Raw genomic sequence first — 16,004 nt, forward strand, 5'->3', positions numbered from 1 at the left:
GCCTCGGGAATCACTCCTTGGCGGTGAAGACGATCTCCACTCTCCGGTTCCTCGCCCGGTTCTCCTCCAGTGGCCGTCCCTCGACGATGTTGGGCACCCGGGGCCGCCGCTCGCCGAAGCCCTCGACCTGGAAGGTCACGCCCGTCAGCCCTCCCTGGAGGGCCTCCCGCACGGCCCCCGCCCGCCTGAGCGACAGCGCGGCGTTGTAGGCGTCGCCGCCCTGGTCGTCGGTGTGTCCCTCGATCCTGACCGTCCCGCCCGCAGAGTCCGCCCGGACCCTCTCGGCGACCCTCTCCACCCGCTGCCGCGCTCGCGGCGTCAGCACGGCCCTGTCGAGCGCGAACAGCACGTCACTGGTGAGCGCCACGGTGACCTCCTCGCCCCGCCGCGACTCGCTCTCCGCGCCGTCGAGGGATTCCACCTCGGCGAAGATGTCCTCGACGAGGGCGACGACGTCCTCCACCTCGGCCGTGGTCTCGTCGCCCGGATCCGCCCACGCGGCCGTCCCGAGGCCTGTGAGCAGGACGAGCAGGGCGGGCCCGAGCGCCAGGATCGTGCGGCGTTCAGGAGATCGGGACATCACTGAACACACCCAGCACCTTGAGGTCCACATTGATCTTCGTGACGTCCGGCGGCGGGGCGGCGAACGAGGCGTGCAGGGGCAGCACCTCCCCGGGCTCGGTGAACACGTCGTACTCGGAACACAGGCACGAGGGTCTGGGCTGCTTCGCGGTGCGCGCGACGGCGTACCGCTTGCCGTTGACCGGGTCGACCAGGCTGACCCCGGCCACGGTCAGGCCGAGGCCTCCGGGGGTGTCGCCCAGGTCGCTGTTCATCTGCCACCGGTCGTCGCCGTTGTTGGTGACCGTCCAGGTCAGCGTGGACAGCCTGCCCTGACGCCGGAGACCGGTGATCTCCACGGTCAGGTCGGTGCCGCTCGCCTTGACCTCCCTGCGGGCGATCACCCTCTCCCGCTCGGCGGGCACGGCCTCCGTGGCCTTCGCGGTGGCCACGGGTTCCGCGGAGTTCGTGGAGGTCGTGGGGTCCGCGACCTCCAGCGTCCCCGTCACCCGCTCCTCCCCGCCACCCCCCGCCTGCCCGGGGAGCATCCCGCAGCCGCTCAGCGCGGCGGCCACCACCGCCACGACCGCCACCTGTGTGGTCCCTCTTCGCATCCCGTCCCGCCTCCGCCCGTCGTGGACCGTATCGAGCCCGACCGTAGGCGGGCCACCTTCAGAAGCCGTATAGCGCGCTAAACGCGCAGGCCACGGCGCCGCGACACCTCACGGGCGAGCTCTTCGGCCTCGGCGAGGCCGTGCCGGTCGCCGAGAACGTCAAACTCTCCCACAGCGTCCGATACGGCACCAACAGCCTCATCCATCTCATCGAGATCCAGAAGGGCCGCCGCCAGGGTGAGCAGCGCCCGCCCGGCACCCCGGCGGTCGGCGTACTCGCGAAACGTCCCCAGCGCCTCCTCCGTGGCCCCGCGGGCGGCGTCGGGCCGTCCCTCGGCCAGGGCCACCCTCGCCAGGAGCACCAGTCCCGCGGCCTCGGGGAGCCGGTCCCCCAGCCGCCTGACCAGGCCGAGAGCGCGTTCGGCCCGCTCACGCGCCTCGGCGGGGCGCCGCCGGTCCAGGTAGAGCCCGGCGAGGTCGAGCGAGACGGCCGCCTCGCCGCGCGGATCGCCCAGCTCCCGGTAGGCCGCGAGGCTCCCGTGCAGCAGGTCCTCGGCCTGCCGCGACCCGCCGAGGGCACGCAGCGCGTCGGCCCTGCCGCGCCGGTCCCCCGCCGCCGAGAACGCGGCCAGGCAGGCCACGAAGCATGCCTCCGCCTCCGGCCGCCGCCCCTGGGCGAGGCGCACCAGGCCGAGCCGGTGCCGGGTACGGGCCACCTCGCGCGCCTCGGTGAGCGGAAGCGCCCGCCCGAGTGCGTCGGCGGCCTCCTCCAGACGGCCCTCCGTACGACGAAGGTCGGCCAGAGAGCGCAGCAGCAGCGCCTCGCCGTGGCGGTGGCCCGTGCGCCGTGCGGCCCGCAGGCCGAGGTCCACGACCGCGAGCCAGTCCTCCCGGTGCGCGCCCAGCTCGAAGAACGGGGTCAGGTAGAAGGCCAGCCGCCAGGTCGCCTCGTCCAGGCCGGCCCGCTGGAGGTCGGCGACGGCCGCGACCAGGAACCCCCGCTCGGCGGCGAGCCAGCGGGCCGACTCCCGCAGCCGCGCGGTGTCCAGGTCCGCGGCCTGCTCCGCCGTACGGGCCACGGTCTGGCCGGAACCCGGCTCGGCGGGCAGGAGCAGCGTCCTGGCCCGCCGGGCACGGTCGAGGATCTCCCCGGCGGCGGTGTCGAGGACCCGGGCCGGTGGCCCCTCCTCTGCGGCCAGCCGCTCGGCGGCGTAAAGCCTGGTCAGGTCATGCCAGTCGTACCTCTCCTGGCCGCTCGCGTCGAGCCCGCGCGCCCGCAGCAGACCCGACTCGGCCAGCGCCTCCAGCAGCCGGTCGGCGGGCGCCCCGAGAACGGCGGTGGCCGCCCACGGGGCGACGTGGGGCGCGGACAGCGCGCCGAGACGGCGCAGCAGCAGGCGTTCGTGGTCCGAGAGCGCGCGGTAGCCGAGTGCCAGGCTGCCGCGCACGGCCAGGTCTCCCGCGCTGAGCTCGTCGAGGCGGCCACGCTCGTCCTCAAGGCGCCCCGCCAGGTGCTCCAGCGTCCAGCTCGGCCGCCGCGCGAGCCTGGATCCGGCGATCCTGAGCGCCAGCGGCAGCCCGCCGCACAACACCGCGATCCGCGCGGCCGCCCGCGGCTCGGCCCGCACCCGTCGTTCCCCCACCACCCGCGCCAGCATCTCCACGGACTCGTCCGTGTCGAACACGCCGAGTTCGAAGGCTCGCGCCGCCTCCAGGCCGGACAGCGGCGAGCGGCTGGTCACCAGCGTCAGGCAACCGGGCCCCGCGGGCAGCAGCGGGCGTACCTGAGCCTCCTCGGCCGCGTCGTCCAGCACCACCAGCAGCCGCCGCCCGCTCACCATGTTGCGGTAGAGGCGCGTCCGCTCGGCCGGGTCGGCGGGCACCGCCCCCTGCGGGCAGCCGAGCGAGCGCAGCAGGTCCTCCAGCACCGCGCCCGGCGTCCTGGCCCCGAGCGAGGCGTGCAGCCGCCCGCCGGGGAAGTCGAGCCCGGCGGCCGCGTGCACCGCCACCGCGGACTTGCCCGTCCCCGCGGGACCGTGCAGCACCAGGTGGACGGGCGCGGCCCCGGCGACGGGCACGGACCGGCGGATCCAGTCCAGCACGCGCTCGCGCCCGGTGAAGTCGGCGACGTCGGGCGGCGTCTCGTTCGGCACGTCGTTCGGCACGGTCCGCGCGGGGGCGCCCCCCGCCAGCACGCGCTCGTGCGCCTCCCGCAGCTCGGGACCGGGTTCGAGGCCGAGCTCACCGACGAGCAGCCGCCGCGCCTCCCGGTAGGCGCCCAGCGCCTCCGACCTGCGCCCCGCCTGGCCGAGTGCCAGTACGAGCTGTCCCCACGCCCGCTCCCGCAGGGGGTGCGAGGCCACGAGCGCGCGCAGCTCCCCCGTCACCTCCGCGCCCCGGCCGAGCGCCACGTCCAGCTCGACGCGCTCCTCGAGAGCGGTCAGCCGCAGCTCCTCCAGCGGTACGGCGTACGCGCGCCGCAGCTCGGCCGAGTCGACATCGGCCAGCGCGGGCCCCCGCCACAGCGCCAGGGCGGCGCGCAGCTCGTCGGCCGCCTCGGCACTCCTGCCCGCGTCCCTGGCCCGCCGGCCCGCGGCCACCAGGCGCTCGAACCTGTGCGCGTCCACCTGGTCGGGATCGACGTCGAGGAGGTAGCCGCCGGGCACGGTACGGATCCCGTCGACCACCTTGCGCAGCGCGCTCACGTACACCCGCAGCACCGGTTCCGCCGAGGCGGGCGGCTCGTCGTCCCACACCTCGGAGATCAGCCGTCCGACGGTCAGGGTCCGTCCCGGCCTCAGCAGCAGGGCAGCCAGCAGCGCGCGATGTTTGGCGGGGCCGGGCGTCAGGTCGCGCTCACCCTCGACGACCCGCAGTACTCCCAGCACACCGAACCGCACGTTCACCCCTCCACCGGGCGGGCCTCGAACGAGCGGAACCCGACCCGGACGGGTGTGGCCGCGTCCGGTGCCGCGTGGACGCCGGTGGCCCCCGGGCCGTAGGGGTCCTCGGCGTCGGTGACCTCCCCCACCGGCTTCTCGTTGAGCCACATGCCGAGGACGACCCGCCCGTCCCGTTGCGCGCACTGGGCGACGACGCGGTTGTCGGCCGACTTTCCCATCCGCACAGGTCCGTGCAGGACGACGCCCCGCCCGCCGCGCCGCTTGGTGATCGAGGCCTCGCCCGAGGCGGTGACCGCGAACTCGTAGCGGTCACCGGTGTCCGCGTCGCCACGGCACCACACGCCGAACTCCCCGGAGCCCTCCTCCAGCCGCATCCTGGAACTGACCACGACACCCCCGGTGGCCCCCTCCGAGAAGGGGGCCGACTTCCACAGCCGCCATCCGGGATTGGCGGTCAGCAGGTAGACCTCGCCGTCCAGCTCGGTCCTGCCGCCGTCGGACGCGCCGACGGCCCAGGACTCGGTGAAACCGGCACGGTACGACGACACGGGCGCGCCGAGACCGGCGTAGAGGGCCCACCCGCCCGCCAGGGCCGCCACGAGCACGGCGGCGCCCGCGACCCACGGCCACCGCCGTCTCCTCAGGGTCACCCCATCGGACCGGACGGACTCCCCGCCCCCAGCCGGTCCCCCAACCCCGGACACGGCGGATTCCCCCACCACGCCCCGTCCCCCAAGCACTGCCGGTCCCCCGACCACGTCCCGCTCCCCGAGCACAACCGGCTCCCCCAGCACGCCCAGCCTTCCGCCACCACCACCGGCCCAGGCGCGTTCGACGGCCTGGCTCGCCGTCGCCGGGGTCGGCCGGCCGCCGACCAGCTCGTCCAGCAGCCGCTGAGCGCTCGGCCGCCGCGCGGGGTCCTTGGCCATGGCCCCCTCGACGACGGCGCGCACACTCTCGTCGAGGCCATCGAGGTTCGGCCCGTCGTTGACGATCCGGTAGAGGACCTCGGACGGCGAGCCGCCACCGAACGGCAACCGTCCCGTACCGGCGAACGCGATCACCCCGCCCCACGCGTAGACGTCGGCCGCGGGCGTCAGCGGCTCGCCGCGCACCTGTTCGGGCGCCATGAACGCGGGGGTGCCCAGGATCGCCTGGCTGACCAGGCTCTGGGTGTCGACGAGCTGCGCGATACCGAAGTCGATCACGCGCGGGCCGAGGGGCGACAGCAGCACGTTCGACGGCTTCAGGTCGCGGTGGATCACCCCGGCCCCGTGGATCGCGTGGAGCGCGGTGGCGATCCCGACCGCGAGCGCCTCCAGGTTGGCGCCGGTCAACGGCCCCTGCTCGCGTACGGCCTGCGCCAGGTCGGGCCCCCTGACGTACTCGGTGACGAGGTAGGCGACACCGTTCTCGACCCCGGCGTCGAGCACCGGAGCGGTACAGAACCTGGCCACCCTGCGCGCCGCCGCCACCTCGCGGTCGAAGCGCCGCCGGAAAGCCGGGTCGCGGGCCAGGTGCGGATGGATCACCTTCACCGCGGCCAGACCCCCCGTCGGGGTCGCGGCGAGGTGCACCACGCCCATGCCACCCCGGCCCAGCTCACGTCTGAGCGCGTAGCCGCCGATCATGTCCACCGGAGTTACCCTATGCCGTCAAATCTGTGCACACTGGCATTTTGTACGCCAAAAAGCTCGACCCTGAGCTCCTTTCCGCAGGGGCGCTTCAGCTACGGCGACCGATCCTCAGACAGGCCCGTACGGAGGCTTCAGCGCGAGACCGCACCCCGGACGGCCGGAAACGAGGCGACTACGGCCCGCACCCCGCCCAACGGAACCATTGCCGGTGTTCCAGGTGGCTTATCGGAAAGCGCGACCGTCACGCCCGAGCAGGCCGGAGGCCGGAATCACCGGACAGCCACCGAGACGGCCGCCCGGAACACCGGCCCGCCGCGGCGCGAACGAACCCCCGCCACCCATCCCACCGACCCCGAAGCGACAAACGACGGCGAACCGGAACGACGTCAGCGCACCGGATGCCCCGCCCCCCGCAGCGCGTCCTTGACATCACCGATCTTGAGCTGCCCGAAGTGGAACACCGACGCCGCCAGCACCGCGTCCGCCCCCGCCTCGACCGCGGGAGGGAAGTCGCCGACGGAACCGGCCCCGCCGCTGGCGATGACCGGGACCGACACCGCGGCCCGTACGGCCCGGATCATCTCCAGGTCGTAGCCGTCACGGGTGCCGTCACCGTCCATGGAGTTGAGCAGGATCTCACCGACCCCGAGCTCCTCACCCCGCCGGGCCCACTCCACCGCGTCGATGCCGGTGCCCCGGCGACCGCCGTGCGTGGTCACCTCGAATCCGGACGGCGTCGGCGGGCCGTCGACGACCCGGCGGGCGTCCACCGACAGCACGATGCACTGCGCCCCGTACCGCCGGGACGCCTCGGTCAGCAGCTCCGGCCGGGCGATCGCCGCCGTGTTCAGGCCCACCTTGTCGGCACCGGCCCGCAGCAGCCTGTCGACGTCCTCGACCGAGCGCACCCCCCCGCCCACGGTCAGCGGGATGAACACCTGCTCGGCCGTCCGGCTGACCACGTCGTACATCGTCGACCGGTCGGAGCTGGAGGCCGTGATGTCGAGGAACGTCAGCTCGTCGGCCCCCTCCGCGTCGTAGCGGCGGGCCAGCTCGACCGGGTCGCCCGCGTCGCGGAGGTTCTCGAAGTTGACGCCCTTGACCACCCGCCCGGCGTCCACGTCCAGGCAGGGAATCACTCGTACCGCGACAGTCATCTGCGGCCCCCTCACGAACTCACGGCGGCGAGGGCGTCCTCAAGGGTGAAGGCCTGCGCGTACAGCGCCTTGCCCACGATCGCCCCCTCGACGCCGATCGGGACCAGCGAAGCCAGGGCGCGCAGGTCGTCCAGGGACGAGACGCCGCCGCTGGCGACCACCGGCTTGTCGGTGCGGGAGCAGACCTCGCGGAGCAGGTCGAGGTTGGGGCCGCGCAGCGTGCCGTCCTTGGTGACGTCGGTGACGACGTAGCGGGGGCAGCCGTCGCCCTCCAGACGGGCGAGGACCTCCCACAGGTCACCGCCCTCCTGGGTCCAGCCCCGGGCGGCCAGGGTCGTCCCCCGCACGTCCAGGCCGATCGCGATCCGGTCACCGTACTCAGCGATGATCTTGGAGCACCAGGCGGGGTTCTCCAGCGCCGCGGTGCCGATGTTCACCCGGCGGCAGCCGGTGGCCAGCGCGAGCTCCAGGGAGGCGTCGTCGCGGATGCCGCCGGACATCTCCACGTCGACGTCGAGCGCGCCGACCACGGTGGCGAGCAGCTCGCGGTTGCTGCCCCGGCCGAAGGCGGCGTCGAGGTCGACCAGATGGATCCACTCCGCACCGGCCTCCTGCCAGGCGAGCGCCGCGGACAGGGGATCGCCGTACGACGTCTCGGTGCCGGCCGCGCCCTGGACCAGGCGGACCGCCTGGCCGTCGGCGACGTCCACGGCGGGGAGCAGCTCAAGCGACATCTGTTCAGGACCTCCGGTCGAAGACAAGGGTGATGAAAAGCGGTACGAACAGCAGAGAGATAACCAACGCCCCGAACCGGGCGGCCCACGAGGACCACAGCAGCCAGACGATCACTTGGACGATCAGGAACAGCACCACCGCGACACCGTTCTGCGCCCGGCGTCGGCGGGCCATGATGCCGCCCTGGGACACGATGCGCACCGGCCTGCCCGGCAGCAGCGCGACCACCCTGCCGACCCGCTCGCGCCGCCGCGCCAGCCGCGCCTCCCGCTCGGCGCGCAGAGCCGCCTGGCGCGCCTGCTCGGCCTCCCGCTCGGCCCTGCGCCTGGCCCGCTCCTTACTCATCGGGAACCCACCGGACGCTCACCGGAACCCCGCCTGGGAATCCACCCGGAACCCCGAGCGGAAACCCGCACAGAACCCCCGCCGGGGACCTCCGCCGGAAACCCACCCGGAACCCGCGAGATCACGTGACGGTCCCGAGCCAGTTCGTGAGCAGCCCCGCACCGGCGTCGCCCGACTTCTCCGGGTGGAACTGGGTGGCCGCCAGCGGCCCGTTCTCCACCGCCGCGACGAACGGCACCCCGTGCTCGGACCAGGTGACCAGCGGGTCGGCGAAACCCGGCCCCGCCCGCAGCTCCCAGGAGCGCACGCCGTACGAGTGCACGAAGTAGAAGCGCGTATCGGTGTCGAGACCCGCGAACAGCGCGGTCTCGGCCGGTGCCTTCACCGTGTTCCAGCCCATGTGGGGCAGCACCGGAGCCTCCAGGCGCTCCACCGTGCCCGGCCACTCCCCGCAGCCCTCGGTCGTGACGCCGTGCTCGACACCCGTCTCGAAGAGGATCTGCATGCCGACGCAGATGCCGAGGACCGGCCGCCCCGCCGACAGGCGACGACCGATGATCCGCTCACCGCGCACGGCGCGCAGCCCCGCCATGCACGCGGCGAACGCCCCCACACCCGGCACGACGAGACCGTCGGCCTCCATCGCCGTCTCGTAGTCGGCCGTCACCGTGACGTCCGCGCCGACCCGGGCCAGCGCGCGCTCCGCGGAACGGAGATTGCCCGAGCCGTAGTCGAGAACGACCACCTTCTTCTTCACCACCAGAGCACCGCCGCCGTGGTCGCCAGGGCCGCGAGGGCGGCGAGCAGCACCGCGCCCTTCCGCAGACCCTGTTTGATGAATGAGACGATCCCGCCGACGAGGAAGAGGGCGACGAACGCCATCGCGACGGCCGTCCAGTTGTCGCTCACCGGCGCGTCCCCCCTCCTTCGCCGGAAGCGGTCACAACACGCCCTTCGTGCTGGGCACCCCGGTGGCGCGCGGGTCGCGCTCCGAGGCCGCCCGCAGCGCCCTGGCCAGGGCCTTGAACTGCGCCTCCACGATGTGGTGGGCGTTGCGGCCGTACGGGACCCGCACGTGCAGGCAGATCGCGGCCTGGGCGACGAACGACTCCAGGATGTGCCTGGTCATCGTCGTGTCGTACTCCGGGCCGATCATGGGAGCCATGCCCTCGGGCTCGCTGTGCACCAGGTAGGGGCGCCCCGACAGGTCGACCGTGACCTCCGCGAGCGACTCGTCCAGCGGGCAGGACGCGTTGCCGAACCTCCGCAGGCCCGACTTGTCGCCCAGAGCCTCGCGGAACGCCGCGCCCAGCGCGAGCGAGGTGTCCTCGATCGTGTGGTGGGCGTCGATGTGCAGGTCGCCCTCGGTCTTCACGGTCAGGTCGAACAGCCCGTGCTTGCCGAGCTGGTTCAGCATGTGGTCGAAGAACCCGACACCGGTGGACACCTCGACGTTCCCGGTGCCGTCGAGGTCGACCTCGACCAGCACCGACGTCTCCTTGGTGACGCGCTCGACGCGACCACGACGCGGTGCGGTCTCGCCGCCAGTGATGCCGCTCACAGGATCTCCTCCAGGGCGGCGCGGAACGCCGCCATCTCCTCAGGGGTACCGATCGAAACTCTCAGCCACTCGGGCGGCCCCACCTCGCGGATCAGCACTCCGCGCTCCAGCATGCCCCGCCACACCGCGTGCCGGTCCTCGAAGAGCCCGAACAGCACGAAGTTGGCGTCCGAGTCGGCGACCGTCAGACCCCGGCCGCGCAGCCACTCCACCGTGGCGTCCCGCTCGGCCCGCAGCGCGTCGACCGCGCCGAGCAACTCGGCGGCGTGGGCGAGCGCGACCCGCGCCGCCGTCTGGGTGAGCGTGGACAGGTGGTACGGCAGCCGGACCAGCAGCAACGCCTCGATCACCGCCGGGTGGGCGGCGAGGTATCCCAGCCGGGTCCCGGCCATGGCGAACGCCTTGGACATCGTCCGCGTGACGATCAGCCGGGGATTGTCCGGCAACAGGGTGAGCGCCGACGGGGTGCCGGTGCGGGCGAACTCGAAGTAGGCCTCGTCCACCACCACCATGCCCGGCGCCGCCTCGACGATCCCGGCGATCACCGCCGGGTCCAGGGCGGTGCCGGTCGGGTTGTTGGGCGACGTCAGGAAGACGACGTCGGGCCGGTGCTCCTCGATCGCGGCGATCGCCTTGTCCGGGTCGATCCCGAAGTCGTCCTCACGCGCCCCGGAGATCCACTCGGTCGAGACACCGGTGGTGATGATCGGGTGCATCGAGTAAGAAGGCTCGAAGCCCATCGCGACCCGGCCGTGGCCGCCGAAGGCCTGGAGGATCTGCTGGAGCACCTCGTTGGAGCCGTTCGCCGCCCAGACCCGCTCCACGGTCAGGTCGTGCCCCAGATACGCGGCCAGCTCCCCGCGCAGGGCGAGCGCGTCGCGGTCGGGGTAGCGGTTGAGCTCGGCCGCCTGGAGGCGTACGGCCTCGGCCAGGTCGGCGACGAGCGACGCGGAGGGCCCGTAGGGGTTCTCGTTGGTGTTGAGCCTGACCGGGACGTCGATCTGGGGGGCACCGTACGGCGTGCGCCCCCGAAGGTCGTCGCGGATCGGCAGATCTTCAAGCCTCACGCCGGGATCTCCCAGTCAAATCGCGCGCGGATCGCGGCACCGTGCGCCGGGAGGTCCTCGGTGTCGGCCAGCACGCACACGTGGGCGGCGGCACCGGCGAGGGCCTCGCGGCTGTAGTCGACGACGTGGATGCCGCGCAGGAACGTCTGCACCGACAACCCCGAGGAGTGGCAGGCACAGCCGCCGGTGGGCAGCACGTGGTTGGAACCGGCCATGTAGTCGCCGAGCGAGACCGGCGCGTAGGAGCCGACGAAGATCGCTCCGGCGTTGCGCACCCGGGCGGCCAGCGCGGGCGCCCCGGCGGCGTGGATCTCCAGGTGCTCGGCGGCGTACGCGTCGACGACGCGCAGCCCGGCCTCCATGTCGTCGACCAGCAGGATGCCCGACTGGCGCCCCGACAGGGCCTCGGTGATCCGGTCGGCGTGCTTGGTCGCGGCGACCTGGCGGGGCAGCTCCCGCTCGACGGCCTCGGCCAGCTCCACCGAGTCGGTGACGAGCACGGCGGCGGCGATCGTGTCGTGCTCGGCCTGGCTGATCAGGTCGGCGGCGACGTGCACCGGGTCGGCCGTGGCGTCGGCGAGGATCGCGATCTCGGTGGGACCGGCCTCGGAGTCGATGCCGACGCGGCCCTTGAGCAGGCGCTTGGCGGCGGCCACCCAGATGTTGCCGGGGCCGGTGACCATGGTGACCGGCGGGCACTCCTCGGTGCCGTACGCGAACATCGCCACCGCCTGGGCGCCGCCGACCGCGTAGACCTCGTCCACGCCCAGCAGCGCGCACGCCGCCAGGATGGCCGGGTGCGGCAGCCCGCCGAACTCGCGCTGCGCGGGCGAGGAGACCGCCAGGGAGGGCACCCCCGCCTCCTGGGCGGGAACGACGTTCATGACCACGCTGGAGGGGTAGACCGCCCGGCCGCCGGGGACGTACAGCCCCACGCGGTCGACCGGCACCCAGCGCTCGGTGACGGTGCCGCCGGGCACGACCTGGGTGGTGACGTCGGCGCGCCGCTGGTCGCGGTGGACGAGGCGGGCGCGGCGGATCGACTCCTCCAGCGCCGCCCTCACCTTCGGGTCGAGCCCCTCCAGCGCCCCGGTGACCGCCTCGGCGGGCACGCGGGTGGACTCCAGCTCGACGCCGTCGAACCTGGCGGTCAGCTCCCGCACGGCGGCGACTCCGCGATGACGCACGTCCTCGCAGATGGGCCGCACCTTCTCCAGGGCGGCTTCGACATCGAGGTCGGCACGGGGCAGCACGTCGCGGAGGTCCTCAGGCAGGGGCCCTCGCAGGTCGGTACGCGAAATCACCCGTTCAGTCTACGGAGGTCCGCCACCCGATATCGTCCTGCCCATTATCCGGACAACGCCTTTACTATGTAGATTTTAACCAGCCGCTACGCTTCCCCCGTGAGCAAGAGCAAGAACAAGGGCGGCCAGGGAACCCCCGCGACGGTGGCCCTCACCCAGGCCAAGGTCGATTTCACCCTGCACCCCTACGAGCACGACGCGAACGCGCAGGCCTACGGCGAGGAGGCGGCCGACGCCCTCGGGGTGCCGTACGGACAGATCTTCAAAACGCTCGTGGCCGAGGTGGAGAGCGGGCTCGCCGTCGCGGTGGTGCCGGTGTCGGGCAAGCTCGACCTCAAGGCGTTCGCGGCGGCGCTGGGGAGCAAGCGGGCGACGATGGCCGACGCGGCCAAGGTCGAGCGGGTCACCGGCTACGTGGTCGGCGGCATCAGCCCCCTCGGGCAGCGCAAACGCCTGCCGACCGTGGTCGACGCCTCCGCGCTCGGCTTCGCGACGATCTACTTCTCCGCCGGACGGCGCGGCCTGCAGATCGAGACCGGCCCGTCGGAGCTGGTACGGCTCACCCAGGCCGTCACCGCCCCCATCGGCAAGGCCGACTGAGGCTCCCCCGCGACCCGCGAGACGCCCCCGCTCTCCCGGGCAGGTCCTGTCGAAGGTTGCCGACGCGGCGGGCGGCGGCGTTCGGCCAGACTCGGCAGGGAACGACACCAGGGGACACCGGGGGGCAAGATGCACTACCTGACCGCTACCGAGATGATCGAGCTGCTGCGCACCAGGCAGGTCGGCGCGGTCGAGCTGCTCGACGCGCACCTGCGCCGGATCGAGGAGGTCAACCCCAAGGTCAACGCGATCGTCACGCTGGTGGCCGAGCGCGCCAGGCGGGAGGCCGAGGAGGCCGACCGCGACCTGGCCCGCGGCCGGTGGCGGGGGCCGCTGCACGGGCTGCCGGTCGCGCACAAGGACCTGGCCGACACCGCGGGGATCCGCACCACGTACGGCTCGCCGCTCTTCGCCGACCACGTCCCCGTCGCCGACGCGCCGATCGTACGGCGGATGCGCGAGGCCGGGGCGATCACGGTCGGCAAGACCAACACCCCGGAGTTCGGCACCGGCTCGCACACCGTGAACGAGGTCTTCGGCGCCACCCGCAACCCCTACGACCTGTCGAGGTCGGCCGGGGGCAGCAGTGGCGGGGCCGCGGCGGCGCTCGCGACCGGCATGGTGGCGCTGGCCGACGGCTCCGACATGGGCGGCTCGCTGCGCAATCCGGCCTCCTTCTGCAACGTGGCGGGGCTGCGGCCCACCCCGGGACGGATCCCCTCGCCGTCGCCCGTCGCGGCCTGGTTCACCCTCGGCGTCCCGGGACCGATGGCCCGTACCGCGCAGGACCTGGCGCTGCTGATGAGCGCGGTGGCGGGGTTCGACGCCGCCTCCCCCCTGTCGATCACCGAGAGTGGCTCCGTCTTCGCCGGGCCCCTGGACCTCGACCTGACCGGGGTACGGGTCGCCTGGAGCCCCGACCTGGGCGGGCTGCCGGTCGACGCGGAGACGGCGAAGGTCACCGCGGACGCCCCGGCCGCGCTCGCGGAACTGGGCGCGCGGGTGGAGCGGGTGGACCTGGACCTGTCCGCCGCCGAGGACGCCTTCCGGATCTACCGCGCGTGGTACTACGCGCTCTCCTTCGGCGACCTGCCGCCGGAGAGCACGGGGGCGAACGTGCGCTGGAACGTCGAGCGGGGCCGCGAGGTGACCGGCGCCGACCTGGCCCGCGCGGAGCGGCTGCGCAGCGGCCTCTACCGGCGGATGAGCTCCTTCTTCGACACCTACGACTTCCTGGTCGCGCCGGTCAGCCAGGTGCCGCCGTTCCCGGTGGACGCCCCGTACGTCTCGGAGATCAACGGGGAGGCGCTGCCCGACTACCTGGCCTGGATGCGCTCGGCCTACTGGGTCAGCGTGCTGCACGCCCCGGCGGCGTCGGTGCCGTGCGGGTTCACCTCCGGCGGGCTACCGGTGGGCGTGCAGATCGTCGGGCGCCCCTTCGCCGACCTGGCGGTGCTGCGGCTGGCCCACGCGTTCGAGCGCGCCACCGGCCACGGCTCGCACCGGCCGCCCCTCTGACCCCGGCCGGGCCCCCTACCGGTCGCTGATGTCGTACGACGACAGCGGCCCGTAGGGGTCGTTCCCGCCGAAGGGGCGGCGCAGTGGGGAGTCGCGGTAGCCCGCGACGCCCTCCAGGGCGAAGAAGAGACCGGCGGCCAGCGTCGGCCACACGAACAGCACCCCCCGGGCGGTGAGCGCCAGCGGCCCCGCGACCAGCGACGCCGACGTCCCCGAGGCGCTGACGCTCACCGCGCCGAGATTGACCGCCTCCCCCACCACCAGCGCCAGGTACGCACCGAGCAGGCCGCCCGCGGACAGGCCCACCACCACCGGCAGCGGGCGGCCCCCGCGCGACACGCTGTAGCCGACGGCCCCGCAGGCGAGCCCGAGCGCACCGGTGATCACGGCGAACCAGCCGTCGGCGGCGATCAGCGCCTGGGTGGAGGGATCGGCCAGCAGCGGCCCCTGGCCCGTCACGACGTACGGGGGGCGCGGCGCGGCCAGCGACCACAGGATCCCGGCGACGACCCCGATCAGCGCGAGCACCAGCACGGTGATCACAAAATCACGCACGCCGCGCACCATGGTTCCCTCACCCTCTGTGCAGATGTGCCCGATGTTACATACCGTTCGGCCCGGCGCCATCCGGGGCTTCGATCGAATCCCGTTACTCTGGCGGTGTGAACGAAGAGGTATGGCTGATCGAACCCTCCGGGCCGCTGCGCGGTGACGTCGAGGTCCGCGGCTCCAAGAACGGCGTCTCCAAGCACATGGTCGCCGCGATGCTGGGCACCGGTGAGAGCACGATCCAGAACGCCCCGGACGTGGGCGAGGTGGGGATCACCGCGCAGATGCTGAGGGCGCTCGGCATCGAGGTGGAGATCAGCGCCGGGGAGATCTCCGTCGCCCCGGGCGAGCAGATCAACCCGCACGTCCCCGCGGCGTTCACCGGCCTCAACAGGATCCCGATCCTGATGCTGGGCCCGCTGCTGCACCTGGCGGGCGAGGCGTTCGTGCCGCTGGTCGGCGGCGACCCGATCGGCCGCCGTCCCGTCGACTTCCACGTCGAGGCGCTGCGCGCGATGGGCGCCGAGGTCGAGGTGAGCGACACCGGGGTGTACGCCAAGGCCAAGCGGCTGCGCGGCACCCGGATCGAGCTGCCCTACCCCAGCGTCGGGGCCACCGAGACGATCCTGATGTCCGCGGTGCTCGCCGAGGGCAAGACCGTGCTGAAGGGCGCGGCGATGGAGCCCGAGGTGGTGGAGCTCGCCCTGTTCCTGCAGCGCATGGGGGCGCGCATCGAGCTGAGCCCCGACCGGCGCATCGTGATCGAGGGCGTGGAGCGGCTGCACGGCGCCTCCACCTGGCTCAACGGCGACCGCATCGAGGCGTTCTCCTACCTGGCGGCCGGTCTGATCACCGGCGGGCAGGTGCGGGTGCACGGCTGCCCGCAGGACCGGCTGGTGACCGCGATCACCACCCTGGCCAGGATGGGCGCCGAGGTCGACATCACCGACGACTACCTGTCGGCGTCCGCGCCGCACGGGCTGCGGGCCGCGGCGGTGCAGACCGACACGCACCCGGGGTTCATGACCGACTGGCAGACGCCCCTGATGGTGCTGTTCACGCAGGCCCAGGGCATGTCGGTGCTGCACGAGACGGTGTTCGAGAACCGCCTGGTCTACGTGCCCGCGCTGCAGAAGATGGGCTGCGAGATCGAGGTCTTCGACGTCTGCCTCGGCGGCCCCGCCTGCCGATACCACGACACCAACGCCAAGCACTCGGCGGTCGTGCGCGGTGTGTCCCGGCTGAGCGGCGCCGACGTGACGCTGCCCGACATCCGGGCCGGGTTCTCGGCCGTGCTGGCCGCCGCCGCCGCCGAGGGCACCTCCACCCTGCGCGGGGTGCACCACATCGAGCGGGGTTACCACCGGCCGTTCGAGCAGTTCGCCTCGCTCGGGCTGAAGATCAGTCGAGAAAAGGTGCAGGGCGGGTAAGAATTGGCAATCGGGTGTTTGTA

General features: G+C 73.3%; 16 protein-coding genes. 3 read left to right on the forward strand and 13 right to left on the reverse strand.

Features of this window, described 5'->3' with window-relative positions; genetic code table 11:
• Positions 1-10: 10 nt before the first annotated feature.
• From ABD817_RS06955 to hisD, 12 genes are all read right to left on the reverse strand, one after another.
• The gene (locus ABD817_RS06955; protein ID WP_344916178.1) at positions 11-580 is read right to left on the reverse strand and encodes an OmpA family protein; all 570 of its coding nucleotides are present in this window, start codon (positions 578-580) and stop codon (positions 11-13) included.
• The gene (locus ABD817_RS06960) at positions 564-1,175 is read right to left on the reverse strand and encodes a hypothetical protein (protein ID WP_344916180.1); all 612 of its coding nucleotides are present in this window, start codon (positions 1,173-1,175) and stop codon (positions 564-566) included. Before ABD817_RS06960 ends, ABD817_RS06955 begins: the two co-directional genes overlap by 17 nt.
• 77 nt (positions 1,176-1,252) lie before the next feature.
• Positions 1,253-4,081 (reverse strand): AfsR/SARP family transcriptional regulator, encoded by a 2,829-nt coding sequence (locus ABD817_RS06965; protein WP_344916182.1) that lies wholly within the window; start codon positions 4,079-4,081, stop codon positions 1,253-1,255.
• Entirely contained in the window at positions 4,078-5,709 is a 1,632-nt protein-coding gene (locus ABD817_RS06970; protein WP_344917217.1) for a serine/threonine-protein kinase, read from the reverse strand. The genes ABD817_RS06965 and ABD817_RS06970 overlap by 4 nt, the downstream gene beginning before the upstream one ends.
• A gap of 392 nt (positions 5,710-6,101) precedes the next feature.
• On the reverse strand, positions 6,102-6,872 hold the full coding sequence (gene hisF / locus ABD817_RS06975) for an imidazole glycerol phosphate synthase subunit HisF (protein ID WP_344916184.1): 771 nt from the start codon (positions 6,870-6,872) through the stop codon (positions 6,102-6,104).
• 11 nt (positions 6,873-6,883) lie between these two features.
• Positions 6,884-7,606: a bifunctional 1-(5-phosphoribosyl)-5-((5-phosphoribosylamino)methylideneamino)imidazole-4-carboxamide isomerase/phosphoribosylanthranilate isomerase PriA gene (gene priA / locus ABD817_RS06980; protein WP_344916186.1), complete on the reverse strand. Its 723-nt coding sequence runs from the start codon at positions 7,604-7,606 to the stop codon at positions 6,884-6,886.
• Between the two features lie 4 nt (positions 7,607-7,610).
• The gene (locus tag ABD817_RS06985; RefSeq protein WP_344916188.1) at positions 7,611-7,952 is read right to left on the reverse strand and encodes a hypothetical protein; all 342 of its coding nucleotides are present in this window, start codon (positions 7,950-7,952) and stop codon (positions 7,611-7,613) included.
• A gap of 121 nt (positions 7,953-8,073) precedes the next feature.
• Entirely contained in the window at positions 8,074-8,709 is a 636-nt protein-coding gene (hisH, locus tag ABD817_RS06990) for an imidazole glycerol phosphate synthase subunit HisH (RefSeq protein ID WP_344917219.1), read from the reverse strand.
• The gene (locus ABD817_RS06995) at positions 8,706-8,861 is read right to left on the reverse strand and encodes a hypothetical protein (protein WP_344916190.1); all 156 of its coding nucleotides are present in this window, start codon (positions 8,859-8,861) and stop codon (positions 8,706-8,708) included. The genes hisH and ABD817_RS06995 overlap by 4 nt, the downstream gene beginning before the upstream one ends.
• A 31-nt stretch (positions 8,862-8,892) precedes the next feature.
• On the reverse strand, positions 8,893-9,513 hold the full coding sequence (gene hisB / locus ABD817_RS07000) for an imidazoleglycerol-phosphate dehydratase HisB (protein ID WP_425583281.1): 621 nt from the start codon (positions 9,511-9,513) through the stop codon (positions 8,893-8,895).
• Positions 9,510-10,580, reverse strand: a complete 1,071-nt coding sequence (locus tag ABD817_RS07005; RefSeq protein ID WP_344916192.1) for a histidinol-phosphate transaminase — start codon at positions 10,578-10,580, stop codon at positions 9,510-9,512. Before ABD817_RS07005 ends, hisB begins: the two co-directional genes overlap by 4 nt.
• Positions 10,577-11,884, reverse strand: a complete 1,308-nt coding sequence (hisD, locus tag ABD817_RS07010; protein WP_344916194.1) for a histidinol dehydrogenase — start codon at positions 11,882-11,884, stop codon at positions 10,577-10,579. Before hisD ends, ABD817_RS07005 begins: the two co-directional genes overlap by 4 nt.
• Positions 11,885-11,983: 99 nt before the next feature.
• Here hisD and ybaK point away from each other — a divergent pair, with 99 nt between their 5' ends.
• Positions 11,984-12,484: a Cys-tRNA(Pro) deacylase gene (gene ybaK / locus ABD817_RS07015; protein WP_344916196.1), complete on the forward strand. Its 501-nt coding sequence runs from the start codon at positions 11,984-11,986 to the stop codon at positions 12,482-12,484.
• 129 nt (positions 12,485-12,613) lie between these two features.
• Positions 12,614-14,002 carry an amidase gene (locus ABD817_RS07020; protein ID WP_344916198.1) on the forward strand — a complete coding sequence of 463 codons (1,389 nt, stop codon included), beginning with the start codon at positions 12,614-12,616 and terminating at the stop codon, positions 14,000-14,002.
• Between the two features lie 15 nt (positions 14,003-14,017).
• On the opposite strand, the gene ABD817_RS07025 is transcribed toward ABD817_RS07020, so the two are convergent.
• Positions 14,018-14,557, reverse strand: a complete 540-nt coding sequence (locus ABD817_RS07025) for a hypothetical protein (RefSeq protein ID WP_344916200.1) — start codon at positions 14,555-14,557, stop codon at positions 14,018-14,020.
• Positions 14,558-14,664: 107 nt separating this feature from the next.
• On the opposite strand from ABD817_RS07025, the gene murA reads away from it, so the two are divergent.
• Entirely contained in the window at positions 14,665-15,981 is a 1,317-nt protein-coding gene (murA, locus tag ABD817_RS07030; RefSeq protein WP_344916202.1) for a UDP-N-acetylglucosamine 1-carboxyvinyltransferase, read from the forward strand.
• Positions 15,982-16,004: the final 23 nt, after the last annotated feature.

Source organism: Streptosporangium oxazolinicum (genome assembly GCF_039537505.1).
GTDB lineage: Bacteria > Actinomycetota > Actinomycetes > Streptosporangiales > Streptosporangiaceae > Streptosporangium > Streptosporangium oxazolinicum.

What these genes read in the sequence shown, in the direction of transcription:
- ABD817_RS06955 (WP_344916178.1), bottom strand. Translation starts at nt 580, where the DNA reads ATGTCCCGATCTCCTGAACGCCGCACGATCCTGGCGCTCGGGCCCGCC.
- ABD817_RS06960 (WP_344916180.1), bottom strand. Translation starts at nt 1,175, where the DNA reads ATGCGAAGAGGGACCACACAGGTGGCGGTCGTGGCGGTGGTGGCCGCC.
- ABD817_RS06970 (WP_344917217.1), bottom strand. Translation starts at nt 5,709, where the DNA reads ATGATCGGCGGCTACGCGCTCAGACGTGAGCTGGGCCGGGGTGGCATG.
- hisF (WP_344916184.1), bottom strand. Translation starts at nt 6,872, where the DNA reads ATGACTGTCGCGGTACGAGTGATTCCCTGCCTGGACGTGGACGCCGGG.
- priA (WP_344916186.1), bottom strand. Translation starts at nt 7,606, where the DNA reads ATGTCGCTTGAGCTGCTCCCCGCCGTGGACGTCGCCGACGGCCAGGCG.
- ABD817_RS06985 (WP_344916188.1), bottom strand. Translation starts at nt 7,952, where the DNA reads ATGAGTAAGGAGCGGGCCAGGCGCAGGGCCGAGCGGGAGGCCGAGCAG.
- ABD817_RS07020 (WP_344916198.1), top strand. Translation starts at nt 12,614, where the DNA reads ATGCACTACCTGACCGCTACCGAGATGATCGAGCTGCTGCGCACCAGG.